The following is a 13,981-nucleotide window of genomic DNA, read 5'->3' on the forward strand; positions in this document are numbered from 1 at the left end:
GTTTCGTTTGGGGGCGCGCGGGGGCTTCTGCGGCGGGGGGGGGGGGGGGGGGGGGGGCCCCGCGCCCGGGCGGGGGGGGGGCCGGGGGGGGGGGGGGCCCCCCCCCCCCCGCCGGGGGAAGGGCGGGCGGTGCGGTGGGGTCAGGCGGTCTCGCCGTTCTCCAGGGCGACGGCGGTGACCGCCGCGATTCGGAGGGTGCCGAGGTGCGGCGGCATGGACGCGATGAGGCGGGCCCGCTCCGCGCGGCTCAGTTCGTTGGCGGCCCAGTGCTGGCAGTCGCGGTAGATGCTGGCGGCCGTCGCCTCGGTGACCCGGAAGATGCGGGCGTACGTGGCGATTCCCTGGCGTCGAACTCCGGCGGCGCGGGTCATGGCGTGGGTGCGGGGGGTCTTGTCGAGGGACAAGGGCATGGTGACTTCCTTCGTTCGGGACGGCCCCGGTTGCTCTCCGGGGCGCGGCGTGAACCACTGAGAGAACAGTACAGCAACGCGACTCAAGGGCAACAGGAGGTCCGCAAGAACCCGTAAACAGGCAGATGAAACGGTACGTACACTCTCCGACTCGTCTCATGGCTGTACTTTTCTGTGTCGGCTGTGTACGTTCTGGAGCCCCGCCACCCGGCGGCCCGGGGTCGAGCAACCCCGGAAGTCCTGAACGAAGGATCACCATGCGCATGCCGCGCCTTCTCACCCGTCGCCCCCGCCCCGCCGCGCTCCTGGCCGCCGGACTGGCCGTCGCCACCCTCGGACTCGCCTCTGTCACGCACACCTACAGCGGGCAGAACGCGGGCCTCACCATCGGCATGCCCGGCTGCTCCGTTGGCATCGAGTGGCGCGGAGACCCGGGCATCTTCGGCTCCTGCACCGGCGCCGACCCGGACGCCGCGCCCCGATCGAGCCGCAACGCCGGTCCGCAGCGCGACGCAAGCGCCCCTCGGCGCTGACCTAAGACGCCCACCGCCCCGCCGGGGCGCACCAGCCCGCGCCCCGGCTCCATCGAGCACAGGCAGGAGAGACCGCAGTGACTGACAAGCCCCAGGACCGCGACTGGGCCCGCATGAGGCGCGCCGACTTCGACCCTTCCGCCCCGCTCGACCTGGTCGACGCCCGCGCCGTCAGTCGTTCCGTGCCCGCTGTAGCTCACATGAACGGGACAGAGGCCCTATTTGGGGAGGTCCCGACACCTCTGCATCCCACCCGCACCCGCAGGTCGGCCGCGCCGACCACCGAGGGCACGGACGCCCTGTTCTAGCTGCGTGAACAGTGCAGCCGCGAGACTTTGAGCATGCGCCGACAGCTCGCGTGTGCACCGATCCACCTTGAAAGATTCCGATCCATCTTCCTGGGTTCACCTCACCCATAGTCTTATTGCTGTACTGTTTGGAGTGTTGGTGGAGAGCACCGCCGACAAGTCCCGAACGAAGGATCACCACCATGGCTTCTGCCACCGCCCGCCGCGCCGCCGCCATTCTCCGCGGCCGTGCCCGCACACACCGCGCCGCTGCCGTCGACCGCCGCGCCGTCGCCCACGCCGCCCGCCGCGTCCGCACCGGCGCCCGCTCCCTGGTCACCCACGTCATCGCCACCGGCGCCGACCGCAAGACCGTCGAAGGCGTCGCTGACGCGTTGCGCACCGTCGCGAGGAAGAAGGGCATCAAGGGTCGCCGCGCCCGTATCCGCCGCTCCTTCGACGGCGCCCGGAACGTCGTCAAGACCGGCTATCGATACACCCGCGCCCAGGTCGCCCAGATCGCCGCGCAGTACAAGCCGCGCAAGGCCGAGTACAAGGCCGTCCGCGCCGCGCTCCTCACCGCCGCCTGAGCCGCCCCTGACAGCCGGGGCGCGAACCTCCCCCTGCCGCGCCCGGCCCCCACCTCACCCTTCACGCCCCGGAAACGGAGACACCCATGCCTGCCACGCCCAACGCCCTCGCCGCCGCCCACCGCGCCCGCACCATCGCCACTATCGCCCGCACCCGCGCCGCCTCCCCCGCCCCCATCCCGAACGCTGAGGGCCGCGCCGCCCTCGCGAGGATCGCCGATCACCTCGATGTCGCCGCCGACTCGCTGGAGACCGAGGAACCCGGCCAGTGGGACGGCATCGTCATCACGAACACGATGGACTGGAACGCCTCGCACGCCCTTCGCACCGCCGACGAGATCGCCGCCGCGCACCCCGCGATCGGCTTCCCGCCCCGGTTCAGCCAGTACGTCACCGCCCCGGTCTACGGCAACGAGGTCGACCTGCCCCCGTCGCTGCTCCCCGGCGGCCCCGTGCTGATCGCCCGGGAAGGGGACCTGTTCGCCCGGCTCCTCACGCTCCACGGCCACTTGCGACTCATGCCCCCGGCCCGGGACACGACCGTGTTCCTGGAAGGCGCGTTCACTCTGCATTGGAAGCACGCGCTCCTCACCGCGTCCGAAGCCGTCAAGACCGACCGGCCGTGTAACCGGCCCGCCGTCCCGGCCGCCGTCGAGATCGCAACCCCGGGTACTCCCATAGCGCTGCGCCGCGCCCACGACGCGTACGGCCCGACCGTGACGTACGGGCTCACGGGCCGCCACTTGCCGTGCCACGTCAGCGACGAGGGCGTCACGCACATCGCCGTCCGCATGGTGTCCCACCTCGGCACCACCATCGCCACCTGCGACGACGACAGCCACCGCAACGCCGCCGCCGTCGCCGCGCGGGAGCTGTACGACTCCCTCGGCTAACCGGCCCGCCGGGCGGACGCGACGCAAGGCGCGCCCGCCCGGCCCACTGGCCCCCGCCGCATCCCGGGGCCGGATGTACGAGCCGCCCAGAGGCGCGACGCAACCACCGCACCCGCATGACCAGATCACCCGGCCGGAGAGCACCGCGCCGGAACACCCGAACTGAAGGAACACCACCCGTGACCCTGCCCGCTGTCCCCCATGCGACCACCGCCGCCCCGCTCGCCGCCCTGCTGCCCGCCCGTCGCGGCAAGGCATGGACGGTCGGCCCCGCCCCGTACGGCATCCGCAACAACGCCGCCACGTCCCGGATCACCGACGGCCGCCGCTCCCTGATCGTCGTGGAGGAGGGCAATCGCGTCGAGTTGTACGCCGACCGGCCCGACCTGTTCCCCGTAACCCCGGACGCCGTCGCCGACTCCACCGACCCGGCATCTGTCGCCACGCTCGCCGCGCGCGCCCTGCGCTGGGTCCTGCCCGGCCTGGACGCTGACGCCACCCACGCCGCCGCCCATGACACTGCGCACGACGACATGCAGCCGTGGCAGCGGATCACGCATCACAAGGGCACGGAACTGGCGGAGTTCGGGTTCCACTTGATCGACCACGGCGCCAATCCACAGGCCATCGAGCGGGCCGACGGCCCCGGACTCGCGTGGACGGCCGACAGCGGCGCCGAGTGGGGCGTGTGGGCGTACGGCTGTGCCGGGAACTTTCACCTGACCTACGAGGGCTTCGTGAGCGGCCTGTACGGCGCGCTTCCCGTCCTGCTGCCCCCGCTGGGTGCCCACACCTCCACGGACGCCGGAAGCGCGTTCACGCGGCACCTGACGGACCGGTTCCCGCAGCTCCGCCCCGTCGACGCCGACGAGGTCGAGTTCGGCGGCTACCAGGACTTGCACGGCTGGATCGCGCTCCCCTCGCGCGCCGAGCTTGGCGGCCCCGTCCACGACGGCACCCGGGTCTGCGCCAAGGTCGGCCCGGTCGGCATCGACTTCCTGCTCTCCGCCTCTGCGCACCTGGTCTGACTCTCACCCCGCCCGGCCGCGCCCCCGCCTGCTCACGGGGGCGCGGCCCCCTCGAAAGGCCCCGCCATGACCACGACCATCACCGCCCCCGCCCGCCCCGTCTGCCCCGCCCAGACCCTTGCCGGACGCGTCGCCGCCCTGCTTCCGGAGCGGGTCGGCATTCCGTGGAGCGTCGAGCCCTACGCCGCGTGGTGGACCGCCCGGTACCCCGCCGCCCGACTCGTTCAGGGTGGCCGCGCCTTGGTCCTGGTCGCGCGCACCTGGGACACACAGATCGGCTGGCAGCTCCCCGACCGCGAGCCGACCCGCCCCGACCTCCAGCTCGAGAGCGTGAGCCCGGCCGTCATCGCGAGTGAGGCTCTGCGCCTGGTCCTGTCCGTCCTCGACGACGAGGCGGCCGGGCGCGCCGCAAAGGACGGCCGCCGCGTGATGGGACGGCTGGAGCTGCTGAACGAGATCGGGCACGCGATGCGCCTGCAGGGCGTGGCGACGTACAGCCGGATCGGTCTCCTTGCGAACACGTCCACCCTGGCGTGGGGCGCGCCGTCCGGCGCCCGGTACTCCGTCACCCTGCACGGCACGAACCCCGTGGCCGACGTCCAGATACAGGGCCCGGTGCGCGCCGTCGAGAAGGCCGTGACCTACTTCCTGCCCCCGGCCGCCGACGGGTGCCCCGAGATCCCCCACGTCCGCGGACGCCTGCAGCGCCGCCTGGCCGCCGTCCTCGCCCGGCACGGGCACGTCGAGCAGACCGAGCAGGGCGGACTCGCGTTCAGCACCGGCCCCGGCCCCGGGCCGTACGGGTACGCCACCCCGGCCCTCGACCCCGTGTCCCGCGCCCACGACGCGCCCCTGGCGTCCGTCGACCTCCACGGCATCGGCGCGGACTTCCTGATCTCCCTCGCCCCGCAGCTCTGCCGCTGACCGCCCGGCGTCCCGAGACCGGCCTCGGGCTCACGGGGGCGCCGCCAAGGGCCCGCGGTACGCGGTGTACCTGACGCCGATCGCCGAGCACGCCGGGCGGCACTGCGAGCGTCCGGCAGCCCGGTACTGCTGAGCCGTTGTGCCCGGTCCCGTCCACCAAGGAGGGCCGGACACACCTGTTCGTGATGGTGCAGCCGTGAGACCCGAGCTGGCATTTTCCGGGTTCTTCCGCCACGTGAGTCTTATTGCTGTATTGTTCTGGCGTGTTGGTGGAGAGCAGCCACCGACAGTCCCGAACGAAGGAACGCCGCAATGAGGACTCTCCCGGCCAAGGTTCAGACTGCCGTCCACGTCGCCACACTCGCGCGCAAGGCCGGTCTGCCCATCCCCACCAAGGTTCTCCCGGTCCTCGAAGAGGCCGCCGCCCCCTGGCCCGCCGAGTGGCTCCTCGCCCCGCTCCCCGGCGACCCGATCCGCGTCGTCGAGCTGTTCGCGGGCCCCGGCGGCTGGTCGGAAGGGATCGCCACCGTCCTCGGCGTGGCCGTCGACTCCGTCGGCGTCGACATCTCCCCGGACGCCTGCGCCACCGCCCGCAAGGCCGGACACCGCCGGATCTGCGCCGACATCACCACCCTCGACCCCGAGCACATCGCGCTGCGCCACACCGTCGCCGTCATCATCAGCCCGCCGTGCCCCACCTTCTCCCCGGCGGGCAAGCTCTCCGGTCTGGAGCAGGGCAACATCCAGATTCTCGGCGACGCCATCACCTACGTCGGCGAGACCGCCGGGTACATCCCCATGGAGTGGCACCACAACAACGAGGGCGACGGGTGCGAGTGCGACCCGGACGACCCGGACGGCAAGGGGTGCCACGGCGACGGCTTCGCCCCGCGCTCCGGCGCCACCTGGGACGAGGTCCGCGAGATGGCCGCCGACGTCAGCGACCCGCGTATCGCGCTCATGCTGGAAGTCGCCATCTGGCCGATCGCCCTCCAGGCCGCCGGTGCGCCGATCCGCTGGATGGCCATGGAACAGTCCAGCAACCTGCCCGAGGAGATCCTGGAAGACCTGTCGGTGGAGTTCGAATGCGCCGAGTGGTTCTACACCAGCCGTGAGGTCCTGGAGGCCGCGGACTACGGCCTGCCGTCCCGCCGCAAGCGCGTCTACATGATCGCTTCCCGACGCTACTCCCCCACCGTCACCCGCCGCATCCGGCCGCTCCCCGCCACCTCCATGGCGCAGGCCCTTGGCTGGGAGCCCGGCGAGCGCGTCAACACGCGAGGCAACCGCCCTGTCGACCCGGCGACCGGCCGGGCCAAGGGTGGCAACACCTTCTCCGCCGACGGCCCGTCCTGGTGCCTCACCGGCAAGTCCCGGACCTGGAAGCGCGAGAGCGACGGCTACCGCCTCACCGAGGCCGAGGCCGGGCTACTCGTCGGCTTCCGCCGCTCCTACCCGTGGCAGGGAAGCCGTTCCAGTGCCTTCCAGCAGGCCGCCGACGTCGTCTCCCCAGTCATGGCCGCCATCGTCCTCAGCGGCGTCCTGGGCGGCCTCGGCGAGGCCCTGGTGCGTGACTACCTCGCCCAGCTCTACGACATGGACGACATGCTCACCCGCGACGACTACGAGCTGGCGACGTAGGGCCCCACGCGCCCGGCCCTCGCCCTCCCGGGGCGGGGCCGCCGTCGTTTCCGGGGGCGGCTGTAACAGCTCTCGACGGCCCGGCGTTCCCCCGAGCATTAGCAACCCCGACCTGTCCGCCCCCGAAGGGCACCGTCTCCTGGTCCGCACGGACGCCGCCGCCTGACGGCACCCTGGCGCCCGCCCGGCCCCCGCATCACCGCGGCGGCCGGGCGCTGCTGTTTCCGCGCCGTTCTCACGGAACGCCGCCCACGGGCCCCGGACTCGCGGGATCGTTGATCCACTGACCCGCCCGTGCGAAATCGGAGCCAGATGACCGCCGAGTCGTTCTACGACTGGATGCGCCGCCACGCCCGCGCCATGCGCTGGGACCTGGACGAGGAGGCGAAGAAGACGCTGCACGTCTGAGCCGCCATCGCCGCCACCAAAGGGCTCGACGACGCCCAGACCGCCCAGCTCGCGCGCGGCCTCGGCATCACCGCGGAGAACGTGACCGCGGCGTACCAGCCGGAGATGCGGGAGGCCGCGATGGACGAACTCCTCGACCAGCCGGACCTGGCCGCCCTCGACGCCGACCTCGACCGGATCGCCGGTGACGAGCCGCCCCGGTAGGGCGTTGCTGTCCGACCGGGCTCGGGACCGGCTAAGGGGTACAGGGCGCCTGTCCGTGGTGCGCCCGCCCCAGTCGAGAGGCCACGCCATGGCTGACCGTCCCGTCCGCACCTACCTGGTGATCAACCCGGGCCCGCTGTTCGGCGCCCGCCGCATCACCTTCCGCAGCTCCGCCCCGGCTGGCCACGTCGTCGACGTCAACGTCGACGGCCGCCCGGTCCGCGCGCTGCTCACCGACACCCCGCTGAACGGCGGTGTCCTCGCCGCGGAGCTGGAGATCACCTACCTGTAGCCGAAGGGTTCTGCGGCCCCGTCCGCGGCCGACGGTGCGGCGCCCGCGATCCCCCCTCGCGCTGCTCGTCGGCCGTCCTGGACGGCTCCGAGCCGCTGCCGTGACACACCCGCAACCCGGGCTGTGGCCACTCGTACGTGCGAGCGGTGATCGAGGTGTGCCCGCGCAGGTCCACCTCGACCTGGTAGCGGACCGTGCCGTCCGCCCAGTTCTGCCGCGCCATCACCGGCGCGTACCTCCAACGCCCGGCGGACCACACCCGAAGCGCCGGGCGGTCGCCACGCGGCCAGGTCCACACCTCGGGGGGCGGTCCGTCTTCGGCGCGCCACGGGCGGGACGTCTCCGGTTCCGGGATCGTGCTCATGCCTCGACTGTAGACACGGCGCATGCAGGGGACTGGTACCCCTCGGGGCACCGGAGACGGTGATCGTGGCGGCCCACAGGCTCGCCCCGTCTCACTCCCGTGGTGCGCAGCGCCGTGCCCGGCACGGCGTGGCTGGCCGCGGCCCTCGCGGGCAAGCCGGTTCGGCGCCACGCGACGCAAGACCGCCCCGGCCTCCACGATCCGCGACCTCATCTCTTCGCCTGGAAGGCCGCGCCGTGACCAAGCTCCTGCCCCCGCCGAACGACCGCACGTCCCGCCTGATCGTCTGCGTCGCCGTCGGGCTCCTCGTCTTCGCCTTGGTGATTTTGTTCTCGCTCCTGGTCGCCGACGTCGACGACGACAGCGACCGCGACGGTTCGTCCGGACGCTGCGCCCCGGCCGTCGCGGGCACCGTCGACCCCGTGACGTGCCTGCCGTACGGCAGTACGGGCGCCGGGGCCGCTGGTACCAACAACTCCGGGAGCAGCACGCAGAAGCAGCCGAAGGCGCCCGCTGTGAAGGCCCCGGCCGCGCCTGCCCCGAAGGCCCCCGCCCCGCCGCCGGTCCGGCTCACGAAGTGACGACGCGACGCAAGGCGCCCGGGTCGGACACGGTCCGGCCTTCCAGTTCCCGAGCCGAAGGACCCACCGTGTCAGACCCCGCCCCCAAGCCCGCCTGCAGTTCGCCGTGCCCGGCCGCGCTGGAGCCCGCCGAACCCATTTCGCACGGTACCTGCCGCCCCCGCCTGTTCTACGACCGCACGATCCTGGCCCTGCTCGTGGTCAACGTGATCCTCACGGTCGTGTTCGGTGTGCTCGGTGCCGTCCGCGACGACTCGTCGACGGTCCCGGGCCCGAAGCCGTCGCCGACCGCCACGCCGACTCCCGACGATCCCGGCCCCTCCGACGGCCCGACCTCTCCCTCAGAGCCGACCCCGACCCCGAGCATGCCTGCGGACCCGACGGACGGCGGATGCAACATCTTCGATCCGGAGTGCTCCAGCACGGGCAGCTCGAACGGCACCACGGGCGGCGCCGAGGCGTAGCCCTCGACCGCCCACACGCCCCGGCCGTACGACTCCGCGGCCGGGGCGCAGCCGGTCCGGCGCCCCGTGGCCGACCAAGACCCGGGAGGAGCGGCAACGTGATCAAGGTCTCCCCCTGCCGACCTGCATTTCACCGGACTTAAGCCAATCACTGCCGGCACCGTTCCCGCTCGCCCGCGCCGCGCCCCTGCGGCCGCCTCCTCGGCGCCTCGCGACGTGGGCAGACGGGAGAAGGCGTGGAAGCGCACGTTAAGGAAGCCCTCCAAAGCTGGTACGGCGCGTGGGAGTTGCACGAGGAGACGGCACAGGAAGCGTTCACCGCGGCGTTCCCCGCCCTCAGCCCGGCCACCAAGTGCCAGTGCTTCGGGCCCACTCTGCGGTGGACGACGCCCGGCGAAGGCGCGGGGAAAGTCTGCTTGGACGATCACGGTCGAGCGACGATCGAGTTCGAGGACGTCCCGAAGACCGCGGTCGGCACGGCCATGACGGAGTGCTGGGGCGTGGACTGGTTCGACGAGGGAGCGGGCGGGTTCGCCGAGGCGGAACCCGGTCAGTATCACTACGAGGACGAGCAGACCTACGCGGAGTACGAGTTCGACGTGGACACCGACGGCACCGTGACGTTCCGGATCTCGTACGTGAAGGTCGACGACATCGTGACGATGCTCGACGCGCTCGAGCGGGCGCTCGCCGACCAGCGCCCGGACTGACCCGGGCGGGGTGAGGTGACGCGGTTCCCGGGCCGGTACCGCGTCGCCTCACGCGGTCGTGGCCGTACGCTGCGCCCCGTGCCTATCCGCGAGGTGAGGTGACGCGGCCAGGGCTGCGGATTCACCTCACCTCGGCGAGCACGGTGGCGCGCGACTCAAGCCGCGGCCGTCCCTACGGTCCGCGGCCATGCTCACGACTGCCACGCCGCCCCGCCCTCGTATGGCTGCGCTCGCTGCCCGCGCCCGGAACATCGTCGACTCCGGCCTGTGCGCCCGAACCTCTGCTGTCCCTGACTGGCTCGCCCGCCTCGACCAGCTCGAGCACCTGAACGCGGCCGCGGCCGCCGACCGGCGCGCCACCCTCGCGATCCTCGACGACGACGTGGTGGTCGACCTTTTGGTCTTGTCGTATCTGCGGCACGGCACCCCGTACGCCGTGTGGGCCGACAGCCTGGACGGGTTCGCCGAGGACGTCCTGGGTGTGACCACGTGGGCGCAGTTTCACAGGCTCCTGGGCAGGTCGCGATCACTTAGCGCGCCAGGCAGTGCGGGGCAGCGATGATGAGCGAGGAGGAGATACGGCTGCACCTGGTGCCGGTCCGGCAGCGGGACGCCAAGGAGTTCGTTGCCACATGGCATCGGCACCACAAGCCGCCCCCTGGCGCAGTGTTCACGGTTGGGGCCGCTGACCAGGACGGCATCCTGCGTGCTGTGGCCATCGCTGGCCGTCCCGTGGCCCGGCACTTCGACGACGGCCAGACACTCGAGGTCACTCGGACCGCGACGGATGGTGTGCGCAACGCGAACAGCTTGCTGTACGGAGCGACGTGGCGAGCCGCGAAGGCGCTGGGGTATACCCGGCTGATCACGTACACGCAGGAAGGCGAGACCGGCGCGAGCCTGCGCGCAGCTGGGTGGACAGTGTTTGCACAGCGCCCGCCACGGCGCGGCTGGAACTGTGCGAGCCGCCCCCGCCAGGCACTCGGCACGGACAACGTGGCACGCACTCTCTGGGAGGCGCAGACGGACGAGGCGACGTAAGCCTCCCCGGCGGCTCATGGTCCCGGCTCGCTCCCGCCGTCCCTCCGTGGCCGCCGCTCCCGGCCGGCCCGACGCGCGGGGCAGGACGGACGAACCCGTGGCGGCAACGAACCTCGCCCCCGCCGGGCAGGAAGCCCTGATACCCGTGGAGGAGCTGACGGGCCCCGAGCCGGGCGTGTACTGCGCCGACGCCCTCGACCACCTTCGTACCCTCCCAGACGCCTCCGTGGACGCGATCGTGACCGACCCGCCGTACGAGCTGGGGTTCCTTGGGAAGGCGTGGGACGCCTCCGGCATCGCGTACAGCGTGGACATGTGGGCGGAGTGCCTGCGCGTCCTCAAGCCGGGCGGGCACCTGGCCGCGTTCGGCGCGCCCCGCACCTACCACCGAATGGCCGTGGCCGTCGAGGATGCCGGTTTCGAGATTCGTGACTCCCTGCACTGGCTGTTCGGCACCGGCTTCCCCAAGGGCCAGGACGTCGGGAAGCTGATCGACCGGCGCCGCGACGACCACCCCGCCCGCCGCCGGTTCACCACCGAGTTCGCCACGCTCCGCGACTCCGTCGGCTGGACGAACCCACAGATCGACGCACTGTTCGGCTTCAACGGCATGGCGCAGCACTGGACGACCCAGACCAAGACCGCCGCCGTCCCGACCGTCGAGCAGTGGGAGCAGTTGAAGGCGGAGATGGGTTTCGAGGCCCCAATCAGCGTCGAGGACCTGGTGCACGAGCTGAACGGGCGGAAGAACGCCCGCGGGGAGGCGTGGGAGGACCGGGAGGTCATCGGCAAGGGGTACCGGGCCCGGGGCGGCTCCGGGGTGTTCCCGCAGCTCCAGTCCGACACGTTCGACGTGACCGCGCCGGCGACCACCGAGGCCGCCCGCTGGGACGGCTGGAACACCGCCCTCAAGCCCGGCCATGAGCCGATCGTCCTGGCGCGGAAGCCGCTCGAGGGCACGGTCGCCTCCAACGTCCTGGCGTACGGCACCGGGGCGATGAACACCGCGGCGTGCAAGACCCCGCCCAGCAACCCGGAGGGGCGTTGGCCGACCAACGTGCTGCTGTCGCACGCATGGTCCGTCGACGAGGCGGGATGGATCGTCGACGGCTGCGCGGACGGCTGCACCAAGGGGTGCCCGGTCGCCGAGCTGGACGGCCAGTCGGGGCAGCTCACCTCCGGGGCGAACCCGCGGCGCCGCAACGCCGACAAGTTCCGCGACGTCTACGGCGACTTCAAAGGCCAGACCACATGCAAGCCGCTCCGGGGAGCGGACTCCGGCGGCGCCTCCCGCTTCTACCCAGCGTTCCGCTACCAGGCCAAGGCACCCACCAACGAGCGGCCCCGCCTACCGGACGGCACCGTGCACCCCACGGTGAAGCCGGTCGCGCTGATGCGGTGGCTGGTCCGGCTGCTCACCGCGCCCGGCGGGCTCGTCCTGGACCCGTTCGCCGGTACCGGCACGACGCTGGAGGCCGCCCGGCTGGAGGGCTTCGACTCCATGGGCGTGGAGGCCAAGGCCGATTACGCCGAGCTGTGCCGCCTCCGGCTGCACCGCGACACCACGAGGAGCATCTGACCGCCGCTGGAACCGCAGGGGACTGGCCGCTGGGCTCCTACGCGACGACGAGCGCCATACCGAGGAAGAAGACACCGACCGCAAGCTGGTAGTTCAGGGCGGTCTGGCCGGTGAGGAAGGCTGCGAGGCGCCGTGACTTCCACATCTGGCGGTCTTCATCCCATCTCGCACGTCGCGACTAGGTGTTCAACGCCAGAGCGAGTTCGCAGGCCCCGGTCACGGTGAAGATCACCATGGCCGTCTCGCTGGTCATAGGGCATCGCCTCCGGGCTAGTTGGTCAGGAGGCAGTATCCCAGGCCCCGTTCAACGCCAGGCGCCGTCGACGCGACGTAAGCCGCGGCGGCCGCCCACTCTCCCCGTCTCGCCCTGGGGCGCGCCCACCAGGGCCGTGAAGACGCGGCCCGGCGTCCGGGGCAGACGAGGAGACCAGTGCTGTGGCACGACGACGGACCGGCCCCACCGACGTGGTGAAGGCGATGGTCTACGAGCGGGACGGCGGCGCCTGCGTGCGCTGTGACGGTCGGCAGGACCTGACTGTCCACCATCGGGTTAACCGAGGAATGGGCGGCGCCCGAGAGCCGTGGATCAACCAGGCCCACAACCTGCTGCTGGTTTGCACAACATGCAACGGCTGGTTCGAGGACAACCCGCGGGAGTCGTACGAGGCCGGGTGGAAGGTCCGCCGGCCGGAGCTGCCTGGCGAGGTCCTGGTGCGCTACGGCGACGGCAGCGAGTACCGGCTCACCCCGGACGGCGTCCGTGCCACGACCGTGGCGGCCGCCCGATGAGGCGCCGACGTCGTCCGCGGGAGGACGATGCCCGGTGAGCCCCCGGATCACGATGAAGACCCGCGTACGGAGACCGCGCGGGCTGCGCCTCGGGCCGTGGCTGTTGTGGCTCGTCCACATCCCGCGCGGGCCGAACCTCGGCGTCGGGCGGATCGCGGTCACGGACACCCCCCGCGACCCAGCTCCTGGACAGACCTGGACGCGGGACGGCCAAGGGCGGGTGCTGATCGTCGGCGGGGTGGCGTTCGCGGCGCTCCGATGCAGGTCAGTGCCGGTGCGCCGTGTCCACCCCTGACACGACACTCTCGTGGCTGTAGCATTTCCGGCTGTGCGCAGGCGTGGGGCTACCCCAGTCGGCGTGAGGCGCAGCACCGCGCCACAAGCTTGAGACAGGAAACAGCAGCCATGCCCAAGACCGGAATCACCTACTCGAAGAAGAAGATCCAGAAGACCGACTTCAAGGCCCTCCGCAAGAACGCGGAGGCCGAGGTGAAGGAGGAGCTGGGCCAGATCGCGCGCCCGGACGACCGGATCGAGCGGGCTGCCGAGATCATCCGCCAGGCGGACGCCGAGACCGCGCTGCACCTCGAGGACCGGGACAAGGCCGTGGCCTCTCTGTGGTTCTACGACCACGTTCCCGGTCTTGCCAGCACGATCGGCGTCGTGGCCACTGCCTACCGGGAGATCCTTAGCAAGGTGTTCTACGGCGGCCCCGAGCGAGTTCGTACCGAGAGCGGGCACTACGAGCTGAAGCCCGTTCCCGACCTCCCGGGCCCCGAGCTGGTCGCCGCGGCCCGGGAGGCGGGCGTGCCGTTCGTCGAGGATGCTGCCGAGAAGCTGCCGCGGTTGGCTACCGTCGTCGCCGAGGCGCGCGCCCGTCGCGCCGCCGCCGTGGTGTTCATGCGGGATGCCGCGCTGGCCCTGTCGGAGGAGCCATACGGCTGGGACGGGCCGAGGATTGCCGAGCACGCCGGCGTGCAGAAGAAGCTGATCTGGCAGCAGCAGGCAGCCGCCCGTGCAGCCCGCGAGCGCGCCGCCAAGCGTTGACGATCCGCCGCACGCGACAGGCCGACTCCGAGAGTCTTCGGGGCCGGCCTATCCCTTTGCCCGCAGGTCAGACCGGGGCCGGGGTTTTAGTGGGCCGGGGACCCCGCGGGGAAATACCGCCGGCGCGGGTCCGGGCACGCCGGCCCCGGCCGCCACGAGAAAGAGGGCGCATTGTTAAAAAAAAAAAAAAACAAAA

The 13,981-nt window shown here is 71.9% G+C and carries 20 protein-coding genes; 18 read left to right on the forward strand and 2 right to left on the reverse strand.

Annotated elements, in window-relative coordinates; translation table 11 throughout:
• Window positions 1-140: 140 nt before the first annotated feature.
• A complete protein-coding gene (locus ACFV9T_RS11150) occupies window positions 141-410 on the reverse strand; it encodes a hypothetical protein (protein ID WP_385438525.1) in 270 nt (89 codons plus the stop codon).
• A gap of 263 nt (window positions 411-673) precedes the next feature.
• Here ACFV9T_RS11150 and ACFV9T_RS11155 point away from each other — a divergent pair, with 263 nt between their 5' ends.
• From ACFV9T_RS11155 to ACFV9T_RS11195, 9 genes are all read left to right on the forward strand, one after another.
• Window positions 674-943, forward strand: a complete 270-nt coding sequence (locus ACFV9T_RS11155; RefSeq protein ID WP_385438528.1) for a hypothetical protein — start codon at window positions 674-676, stop codon at window positions 941-943.
• Between the two features lie 77 nt (window positions 944-1,020).
• Window positions 1,021-1,251, forward strand: a complete 231-nt coding sequence (locus ACFV9T_RS11160; protein ID WP_385438530.1) for a hypothetical protein — start codon at window positions 1,021-1,023, stop codon at window positions 1,249-1,251.
• Window positions 1,252-1,433: 182 nt separating this feature from the next.
• Complete coding sequence (locus ACFV9T_RS11165; RefSeq protein ID WP_385438532.1) at window positions 1,434-1,820, forward strand: hypothetical protein; 387 nt, start codon at window positions 1,434-1,436, stop codon at window positions 1,818-1,820.
• A gap of 86 nt (window positions 1,821-1,906) precedes the next feature.
• Window positions 1,907-2,713: a hypothetical protein gene (locus tag ACFV9T_RS11170; RefSeq protein ID WP_385438534.1), complete on the forward strand. Its 807-nt coding sequence runs from the start codon at window positions 1,907-1,909 to the stop codon at window positions 2,711-2,713.
• Window positions 2,714-2,892: 179 nt separating this feature from the next.
• Window positions 2,893-3,741: a hypothetical protein gene (locus ACFV9T_RS11175; RefSeq protein WP_385438535.1), complete on the forward strand. Its 849-nt coding sequence runs from the start codon at window positions 2,893-2,895 to the stop codon at window positions 3,739-3,741.
• A gap of 66 nt (window positions 3,742-3,807) precedes the next feature.
• Window positions 3,808-4,665 (forward strand): hypothetical protein, encoded by an 858-nt coding sequence (locus tag ACFV9T_RS11180; RefSeq protein ID WP_385438537.1) that lies wholly within the window; start codon window positions 3,808-3,810, stop codon window positions 4,663-4,665.
• Between the two features lie 312 nt (window positions 4,666-4,977).
• Window positions 4,978-6,306 (forward strand): DNA cytosine methyltransferase, encoded by a 1,329-nt coding sequence (locus tag ACFV9T_RS11185; protein ID WP_385438539.1) that lies wholly within the window; start codon window positions 4,978-4,980, stop codon window positions 6,304-6,306.
• Window positions 6,307-6,795: 489 nt separating this feature from the next.
• The gene (locus ACFV9T_RS11190) at window positions 6,796-6,918 is read left to right on the forward strand and encodes a hypothetical protein (RefSeq protein ID WP_385438541.1); all 123 of its coding nucleotides are present in this window, start codon (window positions 6,796-6,798) and stop codon (window positions 6,916-6,918) included.
• Window positions 6,919-7,006: 88 nt separating this feature from the next.
• On the forward strand, window positions 7,007-7,210 hold the full coding sequence (locus tag ACFV9T_RS11195) for a hypothetical protein (protein ID WP_385438543.1): 204 nt from the start codon (window positions 7,007-7,009) through the stop codon (window positions 7,208-7,210).
• Here ACFV9T_RS11195 and ACFV9T_RS11200 read toward each other — a convergent pair.
• Window positions 7,197-7,574 carry a hypothetical protein gene (locus ACFV9T_RS11200; protein WP_385438545.1) on the reverse strand — a complete coding sequence of 126 codons (378 nt, stop codon included), beginning with the start codon at window positions 7,572-7,574 and terminating at the stop codon, window positions 7,197-7,199. The genes ACFV9T_RS11195 and ACFV9T_RS11200 overlap by 14 nt on opposite strands.
• Window positions 7,575-7,810: 236 nt before the next feature.
• On the opposite strand from ACFV9T_RS11200, the gene ACFV9T_RS11205 reads away from it, so the two are divergent.
• The 9 genes from ACFV9T_RS11205 (at window position 7,811) to ACFV9T_RS11245 (ending at window position 13,785) form a co-directional block, all read left to right on the forward strand.
• Window positions 7,811-8,155 carry a hypothetical protein gene (locus ACFV9T_RS11205; protein WP_385438548.1) on the forward strand — a complete coding sequence of 115 codons (345 nt, stop codon included), beginning with the start codon at window positions 7,811-7,813 and terminating at the stop codon, window positions 8,153-8,155.
• A gap of 68 nt (window positions 8,156-8,223) precedes the next feature.
• Window positions 8,224-8,619 carry a hypothetical protein gene (locus ACFV9T_RS11210; RefSeq protein WP_385438550.1) on the forward strand — a complete coding sequence of 132 codons (396 nt, stop codon included), beginning with the start codon at window positions 8,224-8,226 and terminating at the stop codon, window positions 8,617-8,619.
• Between the two features lie 236 nt (window positions 8,620-8,855).
• Window positions 8,856-9,329, forward strand: coding sequence for a hypothetical protein (locus ACFV9T_RS11215; RefSeq protein ID WP_385438552.1), 474 nt, complete (start codon window positions 8,856-8,858; stop codon window positions 9,327-9,329).
• 187 nt (window positions 9,330-9,516) lie between these two features.
• Window positions 9,517-9,891, forward strand: coding sequence for a hypothetical protein (locus ACFV9T_RS11220; RefSeq protein ID WP_385438554.1), 375 nt, complete (start codon window positions 9,517-9,519; stop codon window positions 9,889-9,891).
• Window positions 9,888-10,370, forward strand: coding sequence for an XF1762 family protein (locus ACFV9T_RS11225; protein ID WP_385438555.1), 483 nt, complete (start codon window positions 9,888-9,890; stop codon window positions 10,368-10,370). Before ACFV9T_RS11220 ends, ACFV9T_RS11225 begins: the two co-directional genes overlap by 4 nt.
• 97 nt (window positions 10,371-10,467) lie before the next feature.
• The gene (locus ACFV9T_RS11230) at window positions 10,468-11,949 is read left to right on the forward strand and encodes a DNA-methyltransferase (protein WP_385438557.1); all 1,482 of its coding nucleotides are present in this window, start codon (window positions 10,468-10,470) and stop codon (window positions 11,947-11,949) included.
• A 435-nt stretch (window positions 11,950-12,384) separates the two neighbouring features.
• A complete protein-coding gene (locus ACFV9T_RS11235) occupies window positions 12,385-12,738 on the forward strand; it encodes an HNH endonuclease signature motif containing protein (protein ID WP_385438559.1) in 354 nt (117 codons plus the stop codon).
• Window positions 12,739-12,772: 34 nt separating this feature from the next.
• Entirely contained in the window at window positions 12,773-13,033 is a 261-nt protein-coding gene (locus ACFV9T_RS11240; RefSeq protein ID WP_385438561.1) for a hypothetical protein, read from the forward strand.
• A gap of 110 nt (window positions 13,034-13,143) precedes the next feature.
• A complete protein-coding gene (locus ACFV9T_RS11245) occupies window positions 13,144-13,785 on the forward strand; it encodes a hypothetical protein (RefSeq protein WP_385438563.1) in 642 nt (213 codons plus the stop codon).
• Window positions 13,786-13,981 lie beyond the last annotated feature (196 nt).

It is taken from the genome of Streptomyces sp. NPDC059850 (assembly GCF_042731515.1).
Taxonomy (GTDB): domain Bacteria; phylum Actinomycetota; class Actinomycetes; order Streptomycetales; family Streptomycetaceae; genus Streptomyces.